The 21,524-nt window shown below is 62.0% G+C and carries 17 protein-coding genes; 9 read left to right on the top strand and 8 right to left on the bottom strand.

The genetic code is table 11. The features are described 5' to 3' along the window. The first annotated feature begins 16 nt into the window (after nucleotides 1–16). The 5 genes from ACESNB_RS13255 (at nucleotide 17) to ACESNB_RS13235 (ending at nucleotide 5,719) form a co-directional block, all read left to right on the top strand. The gene (locus ACESNB_RS13255; protein WP_373008068.1) at nucleotides 17–373 is read left to right on the top strand and encodes a MarR family transcriptional regulator; all 357 of its coding nucleotides are present in this window, start codon (nucleotides 17–19) and stop codon (nucleotides 371–373) included. 7 nt (nucleotides 374–380) lie between these two features. After that, on the top strand, nucleotides 381–1,061 hold the full coding sequence (locus ACESNB_RS13250; protein ID WP_373008066.1) for a response regulator: 681 nt from the start codon (nucleotides 381–383) through the stop codon (nucleotides 1,059–1,061). A 7-nt stretch (nucleotides 1,062–1,068) separates the two neighbouring features. Beyond that, complete coding sequence (locus ACESNB_RS13245; RefSeq protein WP_373008064.1) at nucleotides 1,069–2,361, top strand: ATP-binding protein; 1,293 nt, start codon at nucleotides 1,069–1,071, stop codon at nucleotides 2,359–2,361. A gap of 57 nt (nucleotides 2,362–2,418) precedes the next feature. Then, nucleotides 2,419–3,969: a nitrilase-related carbon-nitrogen hydrolase gene (locus tag ACESNB_RS13240; RefSeq protein ID WP_373008062.1), complete on the top strand. Its 1,551-nt coding sequence runs from the start codon at nucleotides 2,419–2,421 to the stop codon at nucleotides 3,967–3,969. 85 nt (nucleotides 3,970–4,054) lie between these two features. After that, entirely contained in the window at nucleotides 4,055–5,719 is a 1,665-nt protein-coding gene (locus ACESNB_RS13235) for a response regulator (protein ID WP_373008060.1), read from the top strand. A 4-nt stretch (nucleotides 5,720–5,723) separates the two neighbouring features. Here ACESNB_RS13235 and ACESNB_RS13230 read toward each other — a convergent pair whose 3' ends face one another. The 3 genes from ACESNB_RS13230 to ACESNB_RS13220 are packed head-to-tail and all read right to left on the bottom strand — an operon-like array spanning nucleotide 5,724 to nucleotide 7,240. Then, on the bottom strand, nucleotides 5,724–6,017 hold the full coding sequence (locus ACESNB_RS13230; RefSeq protein ID WP_373008058.1) for a 4a-hydroxytetrahydrobiopterin dehydratase: 294 nt from the start codon (nucleotides 6,015–6,017) through the stop codon (nucleotides 5,724–5,726). Nucleotides 6,018–6,021: 4 nt separating this feature from the next. Then, the gene (locus tag ACESNB_RS13225; RefSeq protein WP_373008056.1) at nucleotides 6,022–6,603 is read right to left on the bottom strand and encodes a hypothetical protein; all 582 of its coding nucleotides are present in this window, start codon (nucleotides 6,601–6,603) and stop codon (nucleotides 6,022–6,024) included. Beyond that, nucleotides 6,590–7,240, bottom strand: a complete 651-nt coding sequence (locus tag ACESNB_RS13220) for an HAD-IA family hydrolase (protein WP_373008054.1) — start codon at nucleotides 7,238–7,240, stop codon at nucleotides 6,590–6,592. The genes ACESNB_RS13225 and ACESNB_RS13220 overlap by 14 nt, the downstream gene beginning before the upstream one ends. Nucleotides 7,241–7,345: 105 nt before the next feature. On the opposite strand from ACESNB_RS13220, the gene ACESNB_RS13215 reads away from it, so the two are divergent. Beyond that, the gene (locus ACESNB_RS13215) at nucleotides 7,346–8,263 is read left to right on the top strand and encodes an SDR family NAD(P)-dependent oxidoreductase (protein ID WP_373008052.1); all 918 of its coding nucleotides are present in this window, start codon (nucleotides 7,346–7,348) and stop codon (nucleotides 8,261–8,263) included. A gap of 23 nt (nucleotides 8,264–8,286) precedes the next feature. On the opposite strand, the gene mtgA is transcribed toward ACESNB_RS13215, so the two are convergent. The 5 genes from mtgA to ACESNB_RS13190 all read right to left on the bottom strand — a co-directional run bounded on the left by mtgA (nucleotide 8,287) and on the right by ACESNB_RS13190 (nucleotide 17,415). After that, a complete protein-coding gene (mtgA, locus tag ACESNB_RS13210; RefSeq protein WP_373008050.1) occupies nucleotides 8,287–9,357 on the bottom strand; it encodes a monofunctional biosynthetic peptidoglycan transglycosylase in 1,071 nt (356 codons plus the stop codon). Then, the gene (gene queG, locus ACESNB_RS13205; protein ID WP_373008048.1) at nucleotides 9,354–10,493 is read right to left on the bottom strand and encodes a tRNA epoxyqueuosine(34) reductase QueG; all 1,140 of its coding nucleotides are present in this window, start codon (nucleotides 10,491–10,493) and stop codon (nucleotides 9,354–9,356) included. Before queG ends, mtgA begins: the two co-directional genes overlap by 4 nt. Further along, nucleotides 10,474–11,148, bottom strand: a complete 675-nt coding sequence (locus tag ACESNB_RS13200; RefSeq protein ID WP_373008046.1) for a glutathione S-transferase family protein — start codon at nucleotides 11,146–11,148, stop codon at nucleotides 10,474–10,476. Before ACESNB_RS13200 ends, queG begins: the two co-directional genes overlap by 20 nt. Nucleotides 11,149–11,246: 98 nt before the next feature. Then, nucleotides 11,247–15,971 (bottom strand): NAD-glutamate dehydrogenase, encoded by a 4,725-nt coding sequence (locus ACESNB_RS13195; RefSeq protein WP_373008044.1) that lies wholly within the window; start codon nucleotides 15,969–15,971, stop codon nucleotides 11,247–11,249. A 325-nt stretch (nucleotides 15,972–16,296) separates the two neighbouring features. Continuing rightward, a complete protein-coding gene (locus tag ACESNB_RS13190) occupies nucleotides 16,297–17,415 on the bottom strand; it encodes an AI-2E family transporter (protein WP_373008042.1) in 1,119 nt (372 codons plus the stop codon). A gap of 161 nt (nucleotides 17,416–17,576) precedes the next feature. Here ACESNB_RS13190 and ACESNB_RS13185 point away from each other — a divergent pair, with 161 nt between their 5' ends. The 3 genes from ACESNB_RS13185 to ACESNB_RS13175 all read left to right on the top strand — a co-directional run bounded on the left by ACESNB_RS13185 (nucleotide 17,577) and on the right by ACESNB_RS13175 (nucleotide 21,435). Next, nucleotides 17,577–19,097 carry a helicase HerA-like domain-containing protein gene (locus tag ACESNB_RS13185; protein ID WP_373008040.1) on the top strand — a complete coding sequence of 507 codons (1,521 nt, stop codon included), beginning with the start codon at nucleotides 17,577–17,579 and terminating at the stop codon, nucleotides 19,095–19,097. Nucleotides 19,098–19,223: 126 nt separating this feature from the next. Then, on the top strand, nucleotides 19,224–20,654 hold the full coding sequence (locus ACESNB_RS13180) for an aldehyde dehydrogenase family protein (protein WP_373008038.1): 1,431 nt from the start codon (nucleotides 19,224–19,226) through the stop codon (nucleotides 20,652–20,654). Between the two features lie 190 nt (nucleotides 20,655–20,844). Further along, nucleotides 20,845–21,435: a hypothetical protein gene (locus tag ACESNB_RS13175; protein ID WP_373008036.1), complete on the top strand. Its 591-nt coding sequence runs from the start codon at nucleotides 20,845–20,847 to the stop codon at nucleotides 21,433–21,435. Nucleotides 21,436–21,524: the final 89 nt, after the last annotated feature.

Below are 21,524 nucleotides of genomic sequence, written 5' to 3'. Positions count from 1 at the left end.
GGGAGGGCGCGAGCTCATGTCTGCAGCAGAAACCGCCCGCAGGAAAGCGGGATTGAGCAAGCCAGAGATGCAAATTCTCATATCGATCCGCTACGAACCGGGCCGGACGGTCAGCGAAATGCGCGATTCGCTCGGCATGACGGTGCCAACCTTTGCCCGCCTCATCGGTACATTGGACGCACGCGGCCTGATCGCGCGCGAACGCGAAGAGCGCGACGGACGGCGCCGCACCCTGGTCCTCTCGGATGCCGGCGTGACACTGACAACGCCGATCGCCATCGTGCTGCGCGAACGCCTGCGCCTCGCCTTCCGGACCGCCGGGCCAGACGCCGTGGCAGGCACGCGCCTCGCGCTCGAAGCACTGGCCAAGTGAGGCGGCGATGACAGACCCTGCCCATATCCTGGTCGTCGATGACGACGACCGTATCCGCGACTTGCTGAAACGCTTCCTGTCGCGCGAGGGTCACCGGGTCACAACCGCCAGCGACGCTGCCGCCGCGCGGCGGCTGCTGGCAACGATGACATTCGATCTCACCATTCTCGACGTCATGATGCCCGGCGAGGATGGCCTGTCTCTGCTCGCCGCCATCCGCGAGGGGCGTCAGAAACACACGCCGGTCATGCTGCTCACTGCGCGCGGCGAAGCCAGCGACCGGATTGCAGGACTGAAAACCGGCGCCGACGACTATTTGCCCAAACCGTTCGAACCGGAAGAACTGGCCCTACGCTGCGCCGCCATCCTGCGCCGGTCGCACAAGGATGTGCCGCCAGAGGACGTCGAGATGTCCGGGCTCGTCTTCAACGCCGCCCGCGGCGAATTGCGCGAAGGCGAAAAGCGCATTCGCCTGACCGATGCCGAACTGCAGCTACTGACCGTTCTGGCCGCCAATGCCGGTGAACCGGTTGACCGCGAAGACCTCGCCGCACTTACGTCCGCCGGCATGGAACGGTCGGTCGATGTCCAGGTGACGCGCCTGCGCCGGAAGATCGAACCCAATCCGCGCGAGCCGATCCACATCCAGACCGTGCGGGGCGTCGGCTACCGCCTGATGCCGGACTGAGACGCGCATGGCCCGCCTGAGAGATATTACGCCACGCGGGCTTTACGCCCGCAGCCTGCTCATGGTGGTGGCGCCGGTCGTGCTCATCCTCGCCCTGATGACCTGGTATTATTACGACAGCCACCTCGCCGAGGTGAACCGCAAGCTGGCCCAGTCAATTGCCCGCGATGCCGCGCTGATCCAGTCCTATTGTGATGAGCGGCCCGAATCGCCGATCACCCGCGAGCGTCTTGAGGGCGATCTCGACATGCAATTCAGCTGCGACCATGTCGATCCGGAATCAGGCGGGCCGCATCTGGTGCACCGGTTCGCCTACGGCCAGACGCTCAAGGAAGAACTGGCGACCCGGCTTGGCGTCCCCGTGGATGTCAGCGTTGATCCGTCCTCGATGCTGCATTTCCGCTTTCCGTCAGGCAGCGACACGGTCGAAATCCTGATCGAGCGGAAACGCGCGCTGACGGTGAACTCGCACTTCTTCATCGTCTGGGTGATCGCCTCTTCCCTCCTGATGCTCGCGCTCGCCGTCGCCTTCCTCAACCAGCAGGTCCGTTCCATCCTGCGCCTGTCGGAAGCAGCGCGCGCATTCGGTCGTGGCCGGGAGGTTCTCAACTTCCGGCCCTCAGGTGCGACTGAAGTGCGAGACGCAGCCCGCGCGCTGCTGGACATGAAAAGCCGCCTCACTGCCTTCGCCGAACAGCGCACGGCCATGCTGGCCGGCGTGAGCCACGACCTGCGCACCCCGCTGACCCGCCTGAAACTCTCCCTCGCCATGATGGACCAGACCGAAGAACTCGGCGCGGCCCAGTCAGACCTCGACGACATGGCGATGATGCTGGACGAATACCTGACATTTGCCCGCGGCGAAGAAGGCGACGATCCCCTGCCGCTGGACCTTGCCCGCCTGGTCCGGGACGCCGCCGCCGGATTCGGTGAGCACGTGGCCGTAACTGGCCCGGGCGCCATTGACGTAACGGGGCGTCCGCTGGCCCTGAAGCGGGCCGTGAACAATCTGATTTCCAATGCCGTGAAGTATGGAACAGAGGTCCGTGTGACCCTTGTCGACGGTCCACATGCCGCCGAAGTCCATGTCGACGACAATGGTCCAGGCATCCCGCCGGCGCGCCGGGAAGAGGCGTTCCGTCCGTTTTCCCGGCTCGACGAAGCGCGGACGCAAAACGCCTCCGGCACCGGACTGGGACTGACACTTGCGCGCGACACAGCAAGAGCGCACGGAGGCGATCTGCGACTGTCAGACAGTGCGCTGGGCGGCCTGCGTGCCAGTCTCCGCCTCCCCCACTGACTGGACCTTCTCCAGGCGCGCCTCATAATACCTGAACTCGATCCGTCCGGAGCCCCTATGACGAATTCTGCCGCCAAACTGATCGTTCGCAACGCCACCCCGGCCGATGTCGGGGCGATCATAGACCTGTCAGAACGGATCTACGGCCCCGGCATGGGCTATACCCGAGACAACCTTCTCGGCCATATCAACCGGTTTCCGGAAGGCCAGTTCATTGCCGAGTATGAGGGCAAGGCCGTGGGCCACTGCGCAACCTTCATGATCAGTTCTGAGGTCGCTTTCGCCCCGCACACATGGGACGAGATCACCGGCGGCGGATTTGCCGCGCGTCACGATCCCGAAGGCGATGTGCTCTATGGCATGGATGTCGGTGTCGACCCGGGCTTCCGGCGTCTCCGGATCGGGCAGCGCTTCTACCGCGTCCGCCAGGAACTCTGCCAGTATCTCGAACTCAAGGGCATCGTGTTCGGCGGACGCATGCCCGGATATGCCCGCCGTGCCAAGGAATACCCGAACCCGGCCGACTATATCGAAGCCGTCGTGGGCTCGAAACTGAAGGACCAGGTCATTTCATTCCAGCTGCGCCAGGGGTTCGAGCCCATCGGTGTGCTGAAGAACTACCTGCCGGGCGACGCGCCCTCGATGAACCATGCCACGCACATGTTCTGGAAGAACCCGTTGGCACAGGAAGAGATCAAGGCGAAGCCGAGCCTCGGTGGAACGAACCTTCCGGAAAGCGTACGCATCACGACCGTGCAATTCCAGATGCGCAAGATCCAGTCGATCGACGAGTTCGAGACGCAGGTCGAATATTTCGTCGATATCGCATCGGACTACCGGTCGGACTTTGTCGTGTTCCCGGAACTGTTCACGCTGCAACTCCTTTCGCTCGAGCACAAACCGCTCGCACCGATCGAGGCAATCGAGAAGATTTCCGAATATACATCCCGCTATGTCGCGTTCATGGAAAAGCTTGCCATTTCCTACAATATCAACATCATCGGCGGGTCGCATCCAAGCCGGATGGACAATGGCGACATATTCAACATCTCCTACATCTTCCTGCGCGACGGCTCGGTCCACACGCAGCAGAAGCTCCACCCGACGCCTTCAGAGCGGCGCTGGTGGAACATTCGTGGTGGGTCGGGCAACACGGTCATCCAGACCGATTGCGGACCGATCGGCGTGATGATCTGCTATGACAGCGAATTCCCCGAACAGGCGCGCCACCTGGTCGATCAGGGGGCGCTGATCCTGTTCGTGCCGTTCTGCACCGACGAGCGCCGCGGCTATCTTCGCGTGCGATATTGCTGCCAGGCGCGCGCTGTCGAGAACCAGTGCTATGTCGTCATGTCGGGCGTGGTGGGCAATCTTCCCAATGTCGAGAACATGGACATCCACTATGCCGAAAGCTGCATCCTGACGCCGTCAGACTTCCCCTTCTCGCGCGACGGCGTAGCAGCAGACACGCCAGCCAACACCGAAACAGTTGCGCTGGCCGACCTGTCCTTGTCGGACCTGCTGACAGCCCGCCAGTCGGGTGCGGTCCAGAATCTCAAGGATCGGCGCTTCGATCTCTATCAGGTGGCGTGGAAAAAAGGCGGGTAACTCTGCGGAATGTTCGCCCCCGATTTTACGATCCCTACACACATTCACGCTAGTCATGTAACGGGACGACATTTGGGCGGGACAAATGACCGACACGACATCGATTACGCCAGCGGAAGCTTGGCGCGCGCTCGACCAATTGCAGGCCGGATTCGTTGTGTTCACGCCAGACGGCGGCTTGCTTTTCGCGAACAAAATGACCCGCGCGCACTGGCCGATCCTCTATTCCAGCATGGATGACGGCACCCGCCTTCATGACGCTGTCGGACAACAGATTCGTCACCTTTTCCCACGCCTCAACGAGGCCACGTTCCAGGTGCGCCAGTCTCTGGTCATGGACGCCATCCAGAAGTGCCGCGACCTCGACATGGTTACCGCCACGGGCCGCCACGTCGTCGCCAGCTATTCGCGCCTCGAGAACGGTTTTGTCATCGGTGTCGCACATGACGTCACAGATATTGTGAAACGCGAAGTTTCACTCAAGGACGCGCGCCGGGCAGCGCTGACGGCCAGCGAGGCAAAATCGGAATTCCTGGCTACGATGAGCCACGAGATTCGCACACCGCTGAATGGCATCATCGGCATGTCGGAGGCGCTTCAGCACAGGGAGCTTCATCACGCGGATCGCGAAATGGTCGATACGATCGTCGAAAGTTCGCATTCGCTTTTGGTCTTGCTCAACGATATTCTCGACCTGTCCCGGATTGAAGCGGGTCGGCTGGACATCTCGCCCGTCGTAGCGAACGTCCGTGATCGCATCTCGTGCATCAAGCGCACTTTCGCTCCAGTCGTACGCAAGAAGGGCCTTACCCTTGAGGTCGCATTTGACCCCAAGCTGCCCGAATTCCTGTCGCTGGACACGAAGCGCGTGCGCCAGTGCATCGACAACCTCGTGTTCAATGCCGTCAAATTCACGTCAACGGGCGGTGTCACCATCGCCGTTTTGGCCGGCGAGATGTCGCGTGATGGCCGTGTCGGCGTCACCGTTCATGTCTGCGACACAGGCATCGGTGTACCCGACGAGCAGCGTGCAAAACTGTTCCAGAACTTCGAGCAGGGCTCCGAAACGACGAGTCGCAAGTTTGGCGGATCGGGGCTTGGGCTCGCTATCTCCCGCCGGCTGGCCAGGCTGATGGGCGGGGATATCACCTGCACGAGCAATCCGGGCGAAGGGTCCGTGTTCTCATTTTCATTCGAAGCACGCCTCGCCGAGGCACCTCCGGAAACCTCCCCGGCACCAAAATCGTCCCACGGCCGGATCGCCCCCAGCCTGCGAGGACTTCGGGCACTCATTGTCGATGACAATGAGATCAATCGCCGCGTGGCCCGCGCTGCGCTGGAGCCACGCGGCCTGACAGTGATCGACGGTTCCAGCGGCGAGGAAGCATTGGCTATCCTGGCAAACGAAACAGTCGATTTCGTACTTCTGGATGTGCATATGCCCGGCATGGACGGGCCTGAAACACTCAAACATATTCGCGAAAGCCATGAATCATGGTCCATCATACCTGTCATTGCGCTCACGGCCGACGCGATGACCGGCGACCGCGAACGCTATCTCGATATGGGCATGGATGATTATCTCTCCAAGCCGATACTTGAGCGCGAATTGCTCACTGTCCTGTCGCGAGTCCGGAGCAAACTACGCACCCGTTCGACCCTGCGCGTGCCGACAATCGGCCAAATTTCCCAGGATACGACCGTCGGCGTGAACCTGCAAAAACTCTTCCTGGTCGCGTCCAATACCTGACGGATCAGCCAAGCTTGGCAGCAAACGCATCCATGAAGCGGGCAAGCTCCACGTCCTTGGCTGAAACGCCGTCAACGTCATGCGTGGTGAGCGTCACCTCGACCTTGTTGTAGACATTGAACCATTCAGGATGGTGGTCCATCGCTTCCGCCTTTAGGGCGGCCGCCGACATGAATGCCCAAGCGGTCTTGAAATCGGAAAACTTGAACGTCTTCTTGATCGTGTCGCGTTCGCCCGGCCCGGCCGTCCAGCCTTTGACCTGCTGAAGCGCGCTGTCTGCGCCGATCTTGCTTGCCATCAGTCTAGTCCTCTCCATCAAGCCCGAGCACAAAATATACCCAGCGCCCATCCTCGGCGATCGCCGTGCGCATGCCGGGATATCCCTTCCCTGCACGTATCAGGTCAATACCGTCTTCACCAATCAGTTCTTTGAGCCGTTTGCGATCCTGGAACGACATCTTCTCGGGAATGAGGTCGGTCGCATCGCGCGCCGCAAGGTCTGGCCAAATATACCAGCGCTCACCATCGACCGTCCTGACGCCTGCTGGCTGGGCCAGCAGTTCGCGCAGCTTCAGGTTCGGGTCGAGGCCGGTACGGCGAAGCAGGTCCCAGAAATCCCTGTGCGGTTGCCCGCCGAAATTCGAGATGAAGCCATCGCTTTTGGCTGCCGTGCGCGCCAGCCCGCCTAACGAACCCGCTTTGGCATATTTCAACAAGGCATCGCGCGTTTCCGAGACGTCTTCAGTGATCTCGACAGGTTCAGGCGCGACCGGCGGCTGCGTCAGGCTTTCGTCGGGAATGGCCGGAATCGGCTCTTCGCCGCCCCGACCGCAGGCGGCGAGGCTCAGGGCCATCGCCGCGAGGAGGGCGCTACGCCAGCGCATAACCGGTCACAGCCTCAAGGTCTGCGAGCAATTGGTCCTCACCAAGCACCTTGATCGTTGTCATGCCCATCTGGCGCGCAGGCTTGAGGTTGATGCCGAGATCGTCGAGATAGATACACTCTTCCGGCGCGACATCCAGCGCCTCGCACATCAGCGCATAAATGCGCGGGTCCGGCTTGCGAATGCCCAGTTTCGAACTTTCGATGACATGGTCGAACATGGCGAAGACCTTTTCCAGCTGGGCCGCCTTCTCGCTGTCATTCGTCATCGAGGCGCCTTTGCCAATCGGCGCATTGTTGGTGATACAGCCGACCTTGCCCTTCGCCTTGCAGGCGTCCAGCGCAGCGACGACGCGCGGGCGCAGCGAACCGGACAGGAGGGACAACACGTCGCGGCCCGGCACTTCATGCCCCAGGGCCTGCGATTCAGAGCGGAACATGCCGTCAAATCCTGCAGCATCGACTTCGCTACGCTCAAGCAGGGCCCAGGCGTTTTCCAGTGGATTCACGGCATTGACCGAGCGGATGAAGTCCTTTGGCAGGCCCTTCTCTTCCTCGTAGCGGGTGAAGGCGTCGAAGGGTGAGGAGGTGAAAACGCCCCCGAAATCCCAGATAACTGCTTTGAATGTCTTTTCCATGCGGCAGCTTTAGCCTTCCTCAATTCGAGTTTCAAACCTTGAACATTGCTTGGCCGTATCTAGGGTGCCCGTCAATCACATGGAAAACGCGGAGGATTTGCGATCATGGGCGTGCTTGACGGAAAAACAGTACTCATCACAGGCGGCGGAAACGGTATCGGGCGCGAAACAGCGCTGCTGGCGGCGCGCGAAGGCGCCCAGGTCGTGGTCAACGACCTGGGCGGCAGCCTGACAGGCGGTGACGAGGGCGATGCAGGCCCGGCCGAAAAGGTCGCCGCCGAAATCCGCGCCGCTGGCGGCGAGGCCGTTTCGAACTCCGAAAGCGTAACCGACATGCGCGCTGTCAAAGGCATGGTCGAACAGGCCAAGGACACGTTCGGATCCCTCGACGCGATCATCAACCCGGCCGGCATCCTGCGCGACGGCATGTTCCACAAGATGAGCGAAGAAGACTGGGACAGCGTTATCGACGTGCACCTGCGCGGCAGTTTCAACGTCACCCGCGCCGCCATTGAGCTGTTCCGCGAGAAGGAAAACGGCGCCTTCGTGCTGTTTACGTCCACTTCCGGCATTATCGGCAATATCGGCCAGGCCAATTACGCCGCCGCCAAAATGGGCATTGCGGGCCTCTCCCGCATCATCGCCATGGAAGGCGAGCGCAAGAATGTCCGCTCCAATGTCATTGCCCCGTTCGCCTGGACGCGCATGATCGCCTCGATCCCGGTCAAGGACGAAGCCGGCGCTGAGCGTGTCGAGCGGATCAAGAATTCCATGCGCGCAGATCAGGTCGCCCAGCTGGCCGTCGCGCTATGCGCCGACAAGGCCAAGCATGTCAGCGGCCAGATTTTCATCGTGCGCGGCAATGAAGTGATCCTTTGCGACCAGCCCCGGCCGGTCAAATCGGTCGCCCGCATGGAAGGCTGGACACCCGACAGCCTGATCGACAACGCCTTCCCCGCCATGCAGGGCAGCTTCACCGATTTGGGCGCATCAGCAAGCGTGTTTCCTTACGACCCGGTCTAGGCCCGGACCGGTCGCGGCCCGCTCTATTGCGGCGGGTCGTCGACTGCAGGCTCCGGTTCCAGTCCCAGATCGTTCCGGGGGCGCAGGTCGACAGGGCCTGTTGCCTCTGGTTCGGGCTCCGGCTCTGACGGGGACGCAGGCGCGATCTCGTCCGCGACAAACGGCTCAGGTTCCTCAATAGCCACCGGTGCGGGCTGGGCGAAAGACTCGTCCGCCGCATCCAGCACCTCGTTCAGCGGATCGTCGCTGGCAATCGGCGTATCGCCGCCGGTCGCGTCCGGCAGCGGTTCCGGCGCAGGCGGCAGGTCCGGCACGGCTTCCGGCGGTGGTGGCGCAGGCTCACCCTTCACAGGCGGCAGCGGCGCAGGGCGCTTGTCGCCAAACACGCAAGCATCAAGGCCTTGGTGGCGCACCACACGCATCCGCGCCTGCAGCGACCCGGCCCGCTTGGTGACATAAGGTCCCGGCGGATCGATGCGCCACTTGTTCGGGCTGGGCAGTACGGCGGCAAGCAGGGCGGCTTCCCGCTCTGTCAGTTTCGACGCCGGTTTGCCGAACCGCGCCTGCGCCGCGGCCTCGGCCCCAAAGATGCCGTCGCCCCATTCCGCAACATTGAGATAGACTTCCATCACGCGGCGCTTGCCCCAGACATGATCGATGAAGGTCGCCATCCACATGTCGCCGACCTTGCGGGGCGCGCCACCGCCATTCCAGAAGAACACGTTCTTGGCCGTCTGCTGCGTGATCGTCGAAGCCCCGCGCGCCCGTTTGCCACGCTGGTATTCGTCAATCGCCTTCTCGATCGCTTCCGGGTCGATGCCATGATGCTCGCAATAACGCGCATCCTCTGCGGCAATCACAGCCGTGACCAGGAAGGGTGAAATATCTTCCAGCGGGGTCATGGTGCGGCGCAGGTGCTCGCCACCGGCCGCGCGCTGGACCATCAGGATCGTACCCGGAACCGGCAGGAAGATCAGCATCGCGGCATAGATGTGCAGGCCGACGAACAGCCCCGCAAGGAACCGCACCAGCCGGACGAACCACACCCTTACCGGCCCCTTGCCGCTCACTTGCCGCCCTGCGCGATTGGTCATGCCGTCTGGTCCCATTCCGCCATAACGCCCGGATCGCTCTCGCGATCCCGCCGCGCGGCCTTCTCGGCCTGAAATCTGTCAGGATCAAGACGCACCAGCGCCCAGATGGCCGCCCCGCGCACCTCTGGCGCCGCGTCTTCCAGCAGCGCAAGCAAAGACGCGACAAGACCCGCGTCGCCCGAATTGCCAATCGCGACACACACATTGCGGACGAACCGGTTCCGGCCGCTCCGCTTGACCGGAGACCCCGAAAACACGTCCCGGAACGTGGCATCGTCCAGCGCGGCAAGCTCATCCAGCCCCGGCGCCTTCAATTCCGCCCGCGCATGCAGCGCCGCTTCGGACGCCGCCTCGGCAAACTTGTTCCAAGGGCACACGGCGAGGCAGTCGTCACAGCCATAGATCCGGTTGCCTATCGCGGCACGGAACTCGCGCGGGATCGGCCCGGCATGTTCAATCGTGAGATAGGAGATACAGCGGCGCGCATCGAGCTGGTAAGGCGCCGGGAAAGCCTGTGTCGGGCAGATATCGAGACACGCCCTGCACGAGCCGCAATGGTCGGCCTCGGCCGCATCCGGCACCAGCACCGCATCTGTCAGCATCACACCGAGGAAGAACCAGGAGCCCAGCTCGCGGCTGACAAGGTTTGTATGCTTGCCCTGCCAGCCCATGCCAGCCTTCGCGGCCAACGGCTTTTCCATCAGCGGCGCGGTATCGACGAAGACTTTCACCTCCGCGCCGGTCTCCGCAACAAAGGCGCGCGCAAGCTGCTTCAGGCGCGACTTGAGAAGGTCGTGATAGTCCTTCCCCCGCGCATAGACGGAGATATTGCCAAGACTGCGTTCGCCGAGCATGTCCATCGGATCCAGGCCCGGGCCATAGTTCAGGGCAACGACCACCGCTGATTTCGCGCCCGCCCACATCGATGTCGGCGCCTTGCGACGCTCAAGTGTCGTCTCCATCCAGTCCATCTGGCCATGACGGCCTTCAGCCACGAACGCCTCAAGCCGCTCCCCCGCCGCCCAGGCCTCGTCCGCACGCGCAATGCGCACACTGTCAAACCCAATCGTGCGCCCGGTATGTTTGAGGAAGGCTTCAGGTGAACCGGCCACGGGATCAGAAGTCGAGGTCGGCATAATGCGCCACGGGCCGCGTGCCCTCTATCCGGTCACTGAGTAGCGGACGGAAACTGGGGCGCGATTTGATCCTTGCATACCAGGTCTTCAGGTCCGGCACCGCATCCCACTCGACATCGCCGAAATAGTCATAGGCCGACAGGTGCGCTGCCGCCGACAGGTCGGCCAGGGACAATGTGCGCCCTGCCAGATAGCCGTTGAGCTCAACCATGCCATTGAGGAAGGTGAGCCGTCCGCGCAGCGCGTGCGCCCCGCGCCGCAGCTTTTCGGAATCCGGCTGGCGGTCGCGCCGCACCCATTGCATGACGCGTTCGGTCAGCAGCTTGTCGGTGACTTCCTCGCAACCGGCCTCGACCCAGGCCCAGAGGCGGCGCGCTTCGGCCCGCTCATTCGGGTCTTCCGGCAACAGGGCCGGTGTCGGCTTCAGCTCTTCCATCTGCTCGCAGATGGCGCGCGTGCCACACGCGAACGTCTTACCCTCGGGTCCCGTTTCCACCAGTGCCGGAGCAACAGCGCCATGCGCGAGCGCAGACACATCCGGATGCGGCGCCCATGGGGTCGACTCGAACAAATCGAAAGCTTCGCCTTTCTCAGCGAGGACGAGACGCACCAGCCGTCCGGCGGGATCGAGGGGCCAATGATAGAGCCGTTTCATGATGGCGTTCACTCATAGCAGGCTTACTGCGCCTGTTAAGCAAAGCCTTGCTGGCTGCCGTCACTTGCGCTTCGGCCCTGTGTATAACTCGCCAGCCCTTACCGTCCCATGAATTGTCGGACCGCGTCGGCCGACAGCGTGAACTTGGCGAACGACCAGTCCTTACCCTTCGTCAGGGTGCCAAGCGTGGCAACCAATTGCCGGCGCGTCTCGGCGCGTTCGGCAAGCCAGGCATCGACGCCCCCCCCGGCGAGCGCTTCCTGCGCAGCGGCCGCCTGGATGCGCACCATTTCGCTGACCAGCCGGCGTCCCGCGATCCGGTCCCAGTAGCCGGCCTTGGCGAGCCCCTCACGGGCCGAGGCTCTGAGCCGGTCCAGGCGCAGCGCGTCGCCGATTGCATAGAAGGCGGCGCCCGCATCGGGCACGCCGACACTAGCCGCCCTGGCCAGGTCGATCACGACCAGCCCCTGCGAGAAGTGGCTCATTGCGGCGGTCCACCGTGCCAGCGCGTCGGGTGCACCGCGCTTGACGAAGGCGCGCGCCGCACGCTCGATCCGCGCCGCCGGGAACGGCGCATGGACCGAACCCAGAGCGGTCTTGAATTCATTCAGTGGTGCATGTGTTTGAGCGACCGCCTCACCGACTGTCACGCCGGGCAAGTTGCGCACATACCAGGCCGCGGCTTCGTTCATCGCCCGCATGGCCTGGATCCGCATGTCGGTCTGGACATCCGCGCCGACCTTGGTGTCGAGCGCGTCGACTTCGCGGCGGAACGCATCAAAATCGAGCACGGCGCGTGACGCCTCAAGGCCGCGAACGATTGCGGCATTGTCAGCGCCGGTCATCTCACGCAGGCGCAACAGCGGCACAGGCCCGGCCATGTCGAGTGACCGGTTGGCGATCACGGTCGCGATTATTTCCCGCTTCAGGCGGTGATTGCGGATCGCATCCTCATACGTGTCGATCGGCTTGGTGAAGTAGGATTTTAGGACGCTTTCGAAATACGGATCGTCCGGAATGTCGGATGCAACGACATCGTCGATCAGCACGATCTTCGACCAGGCCAGCAGCACCGCCAGCTCCGGACGGGTCAGCCAGGCGCCGGCCTCCTGCCGCAAACGCATGCGCGCCGTGCTGGGCAGCCCCTCCAGCGACCGGTTGAGCACGCCGCGCTCTTCCAGATAGATCATCAGGCGTTCAAGGGCGTCATGATCGCCAGCGGCACTCGATTCCGCCAGCGTCAGCGCGCCGGTCTGGTCATAGTTGTGGCGCAGAACATGCGCCGCGACATCGTCGGTCATCTCGGCCAGGAGCGCATTGCGGTCCTTCGCCTTCAGCGCGCCGGTCCGGATGGCCTCGGCGGCTAGAATCTTGATGTTGACCTCGTGGTCGGAACTGTCGACGCCGGCGGAATTGTCGATGGCATCGTTATTGATATGCCCTTTGCCCTGCGCGAACTCGATCCGCCCGGCTTGTGTCAGCCCGAGATTGGCGCCTTCGCCAATCACCTTGGCCCGGAGGTCGCGTCCATTGACGCGGATTGCATCGCTTGACCGGTCGCCCACTTCGGCATGGGTTTCGGTACTCGCCTTCACATAGGTCCCGATACCGCCAAACCAGAGCAGGTCCGCTTCAGCCTTGAGCAGGGCGTGGATCAATTCGTCTGGCGTCACCGCATCTTTCGCCAGGCCTGTCACGGCCTTGGCCTCGTCGCTCAGCGTGATCGATTTGGCCGACCGTTCGAAGATGCCGCCGCCGGTCGAGATCAGCTTCGTATCATAGTCCGCCCAGGACGAGCCCTGAAGGTCGAACAGGCGTTGTCGCTCGGCCAGGTTCTTCTTCGAATTGCCGGGATTCGGGTCGAGGAAGATGTGCATGTGATTGAAAGCCGCGACCAAGCGGATCTCCGGTGACAGCAACATGCCATTGCCAAAGACATCGCCGCTCATGTCGCCAACGCCGATCACGGTGAAGGGTTCGGTCTGGATATCCTTGCCCATTTCGCGGAAGTGACGCTTGACCGCCTCCCACGCGCCGCGCGCCGTGATCCCCATTTTCTTGTGGTCATAGCCAACCGAACCGCCCGACGCGAACGCATCGCCCAACCAGAAGCCGTGCGCCTCGCTGATCGCGTTCGCCGTATCGGAGAACGTCGCCGTGCCCTTGTCGGCAGCGACTACGAGATACGGGTCTTCCCCGTCCCAGATCACCGTATGATCCGGATGGACGACCTCAGCGCCGTCAAGATTGTCGGTCAGGCCGAGCAATGCCGTGATGAACTGCTTGTAGGCGTCGCGCCCGCTTTCGAACCAGGCGTTGCGATTTGACCGGTCGGCCAGTTGCTTGGGGAAAAATCCGCCCTTTGATCCAACAGGAACGATCACCGCATTCTTGACCTGCTGGGCTTTTACAAGGCCCAGCACTTCGGTGCGATAGTCTGACGGCCGGTCCGACCAGCGCAGCCCGCCACGCGCGACAGGCCCGAAGCGCAGGTGCACGCCTTCGACCTGGGGACTCGACGTGAAAATTTCGCGGTACGGTTTCGGTTCGGGCAGGTCTTCCAGTTCGCGGCTCTCCACTTTGAAACTGATGAACGCGCGGCCACGGCCCTTTTCGCCAGTCTGGTAGAAATTGGTTCGCTGAATCGCGCAGATGAGATCGGTCAGGCGACGGAGAATCTGATCTTCAGCCAGCGCTGACACATCGCGCAGAGCCGCCTCGATGGATGCCCGAATGCCTGCCACCGCATCGCGGCGGGCATCGAGACTGGCATGTGTGGCAGGATCAAACCGGGCCGCGAACAGGTCAAGCAGTAGGCGCGTGATCGTCGGATGGGCGGCAAGCGCGCGCTCCTGGACCTCTTGCGGCTGCTCAAGTCCCGATTGGCGACGATAGGCCGACAAGGCCCGCATCAGCGCCGCATCGCGCCAGCTGGCACCCGCCGAAAGGACAAGCCGGTTGAAGCCGTCATTCTCGGCCAGCCCGCTCCAGACAGCGACGAAGGCATCCTCGAACCCTTTTGCCAGTACGTCCAGGTCAACGGATTCCCCGCCCACGGATCGCATGGACAGTGAATGAACCCAATATATCTCCGGCGCGTCTGCTGCCGGTTTCTCCGATGGCCGGACCGGGTAGCCCGTTTCGAAATTCACGAACAGGCCCATATTCTCGAACACCGGCACGCAGCGTGACAGCGGAATGGCGCCTTCGCGGGCGTAGATTTTCACACGTATCTTGTCGTCATCGTCGCCGTCCGACCGGAAGGCGCGGGCGAGCACAGGCGTATTGAAATGCAGGCCTGCCATCGTGGTGACATCACGCAGCGCTTCTTCTGGCGGGAACGCCTCGCGATAGGCCGCATTGAAGGCGCCGATAAAGGCACGCGCGCCGTCCCTGTCTGCTTCGGCCAGCGGACTCGCCATCAGGGCCTGCCGGAACCCCTGGTCCCAGGTCCGGGCGAGCTCGGCGATTTCATGTTCCAGTGCGTCCGGATCAGGCTGGGGATGATTACGGTCAATCGAAATTTCGAAATGCACACGGGCCATCGGCCCGGTGTCGAAATAGGGCTGGAACTTCACCAATGTCCCCGCATAGGCGCGTGTCAGTACGTCTGCGATGCGCAGGCGCAGCGTGGTGTCATAAGCTTCACGCGGCACGAATACGATCGCCGTCACGAACCGGTCGAACTCGTCGCGACGCAGGAACAGGCGGGTGCGCGGGCGACCCACCAGATGCATAGCACCGACAATCATCGGTGCCAGTGCCCGGGAATGGGTCTGGAACAGTTCGTCGCGCGGCCAGGTTTCGAGCAGGTTGGCCACGGTTTTCTCCGTATGCCCGCCCGGCGCCGCCCCGGATGCTTCAATCACTTTCTTGACCCGTCGGCGCACGAACGGAATTGATCGCGCTGTCTCGTCGTAGGCTTCGGCAGTGAACAGGCCGAGGAAGCGCACTTCGCCGTTCACCTTGCCGTCTGAATCATATTTCTTGATGCCGATATAGTCGCATTTGACCCGGCGGTGCACGCGGCTGACCAGAGTCGATTTCGCAACGAACATCGGGAACGGCTCGGCCAGGAGATTGCTGATCTCGGGTGTGAGAACCAGTGGTTCGCTGTCGCGGGACAGCACGTTCAACTGCTCGTCGCGCAGGATGCCGAGATTGGAGCCCTCGATCATGATCGGCTCTTCCGGCAGAACCTTGCCCTTCGCGTCCGTCTCGAAATGGTATTCGCGGCAACCGAGGAAGACGAAATGATCTTCCAGCAGCCATTCGAGAAACGCGATCGTTTCGCGCTTGTCGTCTTCGGCGTGATTCTCGAGATGCGAGATGCCCTTGATCTCGGCCTCCATGCGCGCCTTCATCGGCTCAAAGTCGCTGACCACTTCGCGGGTTGAATCCTGCGTCTTGCGCACACCCTCGGCCAGCTTTTTCGCCTCGGCGTCCGTCATTAGAGGCAGATGGATCTGGATCACCGAAACACACCGGCCGTCGTCCATGTTCACGAGCGGGTGGAACAGGGCTTTGACCGCATGCCCGGCCGCTGCACATTCACCCAGCAACGAATCGACCAGGAACGGCATGTCCGGGCCGACCGCCTCAAGCACCGACCTCTGCAATGGCGCGCTTTCCCCATCCGGCGCGATCAGGACACGTGCGTCATGCACGCCGGGCGCAACGCTGCTCGCCCATGTCCACAGGTCCGTCGTCAGCTTGCGGACGTCACCCTCGGTCAGACCGGTTAGGTCTTCATTGCGGGATTCCTGATTCACCTGCGTCAGCACTTGCTGAAGCGGGTCGGCCTTGGAAAGCGATGGGGGCATGTGAAAAGGCTCGCGTGGCGACTGCGGAAACTCGGTCCGGTCTAACGTGCGCCGCGAAGGCCTTCAATGGCTTGTTACAAATGAAACTGGCAGGCCCGACCGGGCGCGGCTCTGATACAAGCGGGCCCGTCGAACGGGGACGTGTCCGACGGGCCCTACAGGCGTTCCGCAGGCTGGGTGGGGGGACGCACGCGGAGGCCTGATCTTGTATTTCGGTCCTTGCTTTCAGAAAGCAAGGGTTACCGGTGGCAAAACTACATTACAAATCATGAAGACTTCACCGATCCGTACATTCTACTTCTGCGAAGGCGCGAGGTGCCACACTTCAATCCGTTTCGCCACGATCTTTGGCAGTTGCAGCTGCAACCGTTTGCGCGCCCTTTCCCTGAGGGTTTCCATCCGACGACAGGAGGATCGCAATCCACCGCGTGCCGTCAGACTGCGCAAACAGTATCATCATCAACACAGTCAGCGGCGCCGACAGGAACATACCGGGGATTCCCCACAGCACGCCCCATATGGCGAGCGCCAGCAAAACCACGAGGGAAGACAGGTTCAGCGATTCGCCCATCATCCGCGGCTGGATGAAATTCCCGATCGAGAATTGCCAGAAACTGACAATGCCGAACACGATGGCAGCATAAATATAGATGTCCTGCGGCGCGGAGCCCGGAATCCAGGCCGGCACTTCGGGCTGAACGAGGGCAAACAGGGGCGGCACCAGCGCCGCGACAATCGACCCGACAGTCGGAATATAGTTCAGCACGAAGATGAGCGCTGCGAGGAAAAGGGCATTCTGCACGCCGAGCAACAGCAGGGAAATATAGGTCAGCGCCGTGATCAGGGCCGAGATCACGGTCTGGGTCCAGAGATAGGTCTCGATACTTTGGCGGGCCTCGTCACCGATCTGGCGGACCTGCCCGCGCTGCTCGAATTCCGGGAAGATATTGTCCAGCTTCCGGGTCCAGCCGGACTGGGCGATGAACAGGAAAGCGACATAGATGAAAATCAGGACGAGGTCGCCCGACAGGTCGCCCGTCGCATTCGCAATCGTCGCAAAGAAACGCTGGCCCTGCGCATTGAACAGGAGATGGGTCAGCGTCGGGGCATCGCTCATATTGACCAGACCATAGGCCTCCTGGATCAGCGCATTGATCTTTTGCTCGTATTCCGCCGCATCGCGCCCGAACTGTGACATGCCGTGCGCCATCAGGGCGATGAAGCCAATAAAGCCACCGAGCACGGTCAGCACGGCAATCGCCCGCGCGCCGCCACGGCGCATCGAATGCGACCAGTTGTCGATCACCGTCGCAAAACCCTCGATCACGAGGAACAGGAACACGGCCATGGCGAAGGTCGCCAGGATACCGCGTCCGACATAAAGAAACGCGACGATCACGCCGGTGGCGATGATCCAGATGCCAGTCTTGGTTGCGCGGTCCATACAGGTCCCCCTGAAGCAAATACAGGTTGGAAGCAGCCTCGCGCTGCGTCAAGATGTGCTTGCACCTGCATTTGCAAAGCACACGCCAAGCTCAGTCGGCACCTTGCCGAATCCTGTTAAATCATTAGCGTTCCGGCCGCATCAGGGGAGATTTGGCGAGCATGACGGATTCACTTTTTATCGGTGGCGCAGACGCAGACGGATCCGGCACGCCGAACACCGCTCAGGAAATGCTGCTGAAAGTGGCCAACCGTCACGGCCTCGTCGCCGGCGCGACAGGCACCGGCAAGACCGTGACCCTGCAAATCCTGGCGCAGGGCTTCTCCGATGCCGGCGTCCCGGTCTTTTGCGCCGACGTGAAGGGCGACCTCTCGGGCATCTGTGTCCCCGGCAGCGCCGACCACAAGCTGCACGAAAAGCTGGTCGCACGCGCCAGCCTGATCGGCCTCGAGGACTTCGGCTATGGCGCCGCCCCCACCATTTTCTGGGATGTCTTCGGCGAGAATGGCCACCCCATCCGCGCCACGATCTCAGAAATGGGCCCCCTCCTTCTGTCACGCCTGATGGGCCTGACAAACGCGCAGGAAGGCGTGCTCAACATCGCGTTCGAATATGCCGATGATAACGGCCTCCTGCTGCTCGACCTCAAAGACCTGCGCAAGCTGCTGGTCCACCTGTCCCAGAAAGACGTGCGCGACGAGATCAGCCAGGAATACGGCAACGTCGCCGCCGCCTCGCTCGGCGCCGTGCAGCGCAACCTCCTGATGCTCGAACGCGAAGGTGCCGAGCATTTCTTCGGCGAGCCGGCGCTGCAACTCGAAGACCTGATGCGCACGACCCAGGACGGGCGTGGCTATGTCAATGTGCTCGACGCGACTAAGCTGATCAACAGCCCGAAACTCTATTCCACCTTCCTGCTCTGGCTGCTGTCGGAACTCTTCGAACGCCTCCCGGAAGTCGGCGACCCGGACAAGCCAAAGCTCGTCTTCTTCTTCGACGAGGCCCACCTCCTGTTCAACGATGCGCCGCCCGCCCTGATGCAGAAGATCGAACAGGTCGTCCGCCTGATCCGTTCGAAAGGCGTCGGCGTCTTCTTCGTCACTCAGAATCCGCGCGACCTGCCTGACAACGTACTGGCCCAGCTCGGCAACCGGATGCAGCACGCCTTGCGCGCCTACACCCCTGCCGAACGCAAGGGCGTGCGCGCAGCCGCCCAGTCGTTCCGCGAAAACCCGGCCTTCGATACTGAGGAGGTCATCACCCAGCTCGGCACCGGCGAAGCACTGGTATCCGCGCTCAACACCAAGAGCGCGCCTTCGATCGTCCAGCGCACCATGATCCGCCCGCCGTCCTCCCGTCTCGGTCCGGCCACACCCGCCGAACGCGCAATTGTTCAGAAGGCCAGCCCCTTTGCCGGCAAGTATGAAGAGGTCATCGACCGCGAGTCCGCCTACGAGATACTGGAAGAAAAAGATGCCGAAGCTGCCGAACAGGCTGAAAAGCTGGCCGCTAAGGAAGAAAAGACCAAGGCTGCCCTCGAAAAGAAGAAATCCCGGACCAAATCCACCCGGTCCCGGCGCCAGACGCCACTCGAAGCGGCTGGAAAACAGGCCGCCCGCACGGCAACGCGCGAATTTACCCGCTACATCCTGCGCGGCATCCTGGGAGGCATGAAGCGCTAGGCGCCGCCTGCCTCAGATGAATTCCCCGTTACACGGGTGATTTCCTTTGCGTCAGGACTCGCCGGTGACGCGCGCGTCACCTATAGTCAGGTCAGAACCACAGACATCAAAGGGAGGCTCCGGCCCATGAAAGATTATCTCAAATTCTACATCAATGGTGAGTGGGTCGATCCGGTAGAGCCCCGCACGCTTGAAGTCGAAAACCCCGCCACTGAAGAGCCCTTTGCGCGCATCTCGCTCGGCTCGAAGGCTGATGTCGACAAGGCCGTTGCCGCTGCCAAGGCCGCCTTCCCTGCATTCTCGCAGACTTCAGTCGAATACCGCGCTGACCTGCTCGACAAGATCACCGCCGGCATCCAGAAGCGCCTGCCCGACCTGGCCAGCGCCATCTCCGACGAAATGGGCGCCCCGATGTGGCTCGCCAACGCTGCGCAGGTACCTGCCGGCATGGGCCATTTCGCCACCATGGCTGCCATCCTGCGCGGCTATGAATGGGAAGAGCTGAAAGGCACGACCCTGCTGCGCAAGGAAGCCATCGGTGTCTGCGGCTTCATCACGCCGTGGAACTGGCCTCTCAACCAGATCGCCTGCAAGGTCGCCCCGGCCCTCGCAGCGGGTTGCACCATGGTCCTCAAGCCTTCCGAGATCGCGCCGCTCGACGCACTGATCTTCACCGAAATCCTGCATGAAGCCGGCGTGCCGAAGGGCGTTTTCAACCTCGTCAACGGCGACGGCCCGAATGTCGGTGCCGTCCTCTCGGCGCACCCTGATGTCGACATGATGAGCTTCACCGGCTCGACCCGCGCCGGCGTGCTCGTCGCACAAGCCGCCGCGCCGACCGTCAAGCGTGTGGCCCAGGAACTCGGTGGCAAGTCGCCGAACATCGTCCTGCCAACCGCTGACCTGAAAAAGGCCGTCGCAGGCGGCGTAATGCAGATGATGACCAATACAGGCCAGTCCTGTAACGCTCCGTCGCGCATGTTCGTCCAGAAAGACCAGCAGGACGAAGCCATCGCGATTGCCAAGGCCACGGCAGAATCGGTCAAGGTCATGATGCCGGGCGAAGCGACGCCGGGCGCCATTGGCCCGATCTCGAACGGCAACCAGTTCCAGAAGGTCCAGGACCTGATCCAGGTCGGTATCGACGAAGGTGCGACGCTCGTCGCCGGTGGCACGGGTCGCCCCGAAGGCTTCAACAAGGGTTACTTCACCCGCCCGACCGTCTTCGCGAACGTCACCAACCAGATGACCATCGCCCGCGAGGAAATCTTTGGTCCTGTCCTTTGCATCCTGCCCTACGACACGCTGGATGACGCCATCGAGATGGCCAATGACACTGTCTACGGTCTCGCTGGCTATGTTCAGGGCCCGGACAAGGAAGCCCAGGCCGTGGCTCGTCAGATCCGCGCGGGTCAAATCCAGGTCAACGGCGCCAGCCCTGACTTCTCGGCACCGTTCGGCGGCTACGGCCAGTCCGGCAACGGTCGCGAATGGGGAGAGCTGGGTTTTGAGGAATTCCTCGAAACCAAGGCTGTCATCGGCTACAAGGCCGCCTGATCCGTCATACCGGAACGGGCAAGATCAAGGGCGGCCCGATGGGTCGCCCTTTTTCGTTGCCGCAATGATCTCGAAAATGTGATGGCATCCTGACCCAACACTGTAGTGAGTCTATGCAATTCAACCTAGTTTCAGGTAGGATACGGTCTGATACCGTTTAGTTTGCAGACATCCTCAGGAGGGTTGCCACATGCATATTTCAAAGATCGCCGCCGGGTTTGCAGCCTTGGCCATACTGGTCGCCTGTACCACCGCCACCCCCTATCAGGCGGCGTATGATTCAGATCGCGGCTACTCGGAACAACAGATCGAAGCGAACCGCTTCCAGGTCCATTTCGCCGGCAACAGCCTGACAGACCGCAAGACGGTGGAGACCTACATGCTCTACCGCGCGGCGGAGCTCACCAAGCAGCACGGCTTTGACCATTTCCGCGTCGTCCAGCGCGCCACGGATGCTGACAGCCGGGTCGTACCGACAACGACTGGCTACTCGCCATTCTACAGCAATTTCTATCTCGATTATCGCTACTTCGGCCCACGTGCGTCCTACTTCCACGATCCCTACCGCCGCTGGGCCTACCCACGCTCATTCTACGCGTCTCGCTTCGGCTATTATGATCCCTTCTGGGATGGCCCGCAGGAATACCGCGAGATCACCTCCTATCTCGCTTCGGCTGAAATCATCATGGGCAAAGGTCCTAAACCCGATGATCCGGCCTATTTCGACGCCAACCAGGTGATCTTCAATCTGGGGAGCCAGATTCAGCGCCCCGAATCCTGATCTACTGTCCCGTCGACCTGAAACGCCGCCTCGCAAGGGCGGCGTTTTTGCATTGGGTGCATTATTCCAAGCTTCACCTCTAGGCAAGC

This window comes from Hyphomonas sp. (assembly GCF_041689225.1).
Classification (GTDB): Bacteria; Pseudomonadota; Alphaproteobacteria; order Caulobacterales; family Hyphomonadaceae; genus Hyphomonas.
This window is presented reverse-complemented; position numbering and strand designations above follow the sequence as displayed.

Excerpts from the sequence above, each read along its gene's own strand:
- ACESNB_RS13255 (WP_373008068.1), top strand. The coding sequence starts at position 17 with ATGTCTGCAGCAGAAACCGCCCGCAGGAAAGCGGGATTGAGCAAGCCA.
- ACESNB_RS13250 (WP_373008066.1), top strand. The coding sequence starts at position 381 with ATGACAGACCCTGCCCATATCCTGGTCGTCGATGACGACGACCGTATC.
- ACESNB_RS13245 (WP_373008064.1), top strand. The coding sequence starts at position 1,069 with ATGGCCCGCCTGAGAGATATTACGCCACGCGGGCTTTACGCCCGCAGC.
- ACESNB_RS13240 (WP_373008062.1), top strand. The coding sequence starts at position 2,419 with ATGACGAATTCTGCCGCCAAACTGATCGTTCGCAACGCCACCCCGGCC.
- ACESNB_RS13235 (WP_373008060.1), top strand. The coding sequence starts at position 4,055 with ATGACCGACACGACATCGATTACGCCAGCGGAAGCTTGGCGCGCGCTC.
- ACESNB_RS13230 (WP_373008058.1), bottom strand. The coding sequence starts at position 6,017 with ATGGCAAGCAAGATCGGCGCAGACAGCGCGCTTCAGCAGGTCAAAGGC.
- ACESNB_RS13225 (WP_373008056.1), bottom strand. The coding sequence starts at position 6,603 with ATGCGCTGGCGTAGCGCCCTCCTCGCGGCGATGGCCCTGAGCCTCGCC.
- ACESNB_RS13220 (WP_373008054.1), bottom strand. The coding sequence starts at position 7,240 with ATGGAAAAGACATTCAAAGCAGTTATCTGGGATTTCGGGGGCGTTTTC.
- ACESNB_RS13215 (WP_373008052.1), top strand. The coding sequence starts at position 7,346 with ATGGGCGTGCTTGACGGAAAAACAGTACTCATCACAGGCGGCGGAAAC.
- mtgA (WP_373008050.1), bottom strand. The coding sequence starts at position 9,357 with ATGACCAATCGCGCAGGGCGGCAAGTGAGCGGCAAGGGGCCGGTAAGG.
- queG (WP_373008048.1), bottom strand. The coding sequence starts at position 10,493 with ATGCCGACCTCGACTTCTGATCCCGTGGCCGGTTCACCTGAAGCCTTC.
- ACESNB_RS13200 (WP_373008046.1), bottom strand. The coding sequence starts at position 11,148 with ATGAAACGGCTCTATCATTGGCCCCTCGATCCCGCCGGACGGCTGGTG.
- ACESNB_RS13195 (WP_373008044.1), bottom strand. The coding sequence starts at position 15,971 with ATGCCCCCATCGCTTTCCAAGGCCGACCCGCTTCAGCAAGTGCTGACG.
- ACESNB_RS13190 (WP_373008042.1), bottom strand. The coding sequence starts at position 17,415 with ATGGACCGCGCAACCAAGACTGGCATCTGGATCATCGCCACCGGCGTG.
- ACESNB_RS13185 (WP_373008040.1), top strand. The coding sequence starts at position 17,577 with ATGACGGATTCACTTTTTATCGGTGGCGCAGACGCAGACGGATCCGGC.
- ACESNB_RS13180 (WP_373008038.1), top strand. The coding sequence starts at position 19,224 with ATGAAAGATTATCTCAAATTCTACATCAATGGTGAGTGGGTCGATCCG.
- ACESNB_RS13175 (WP_373008036.1), top strand. The coding sequence starts at position 20,845 with ATGCATATTTCAAAGATCGCCGCCGGGTTTGCAGCCTTGGCCATACTG.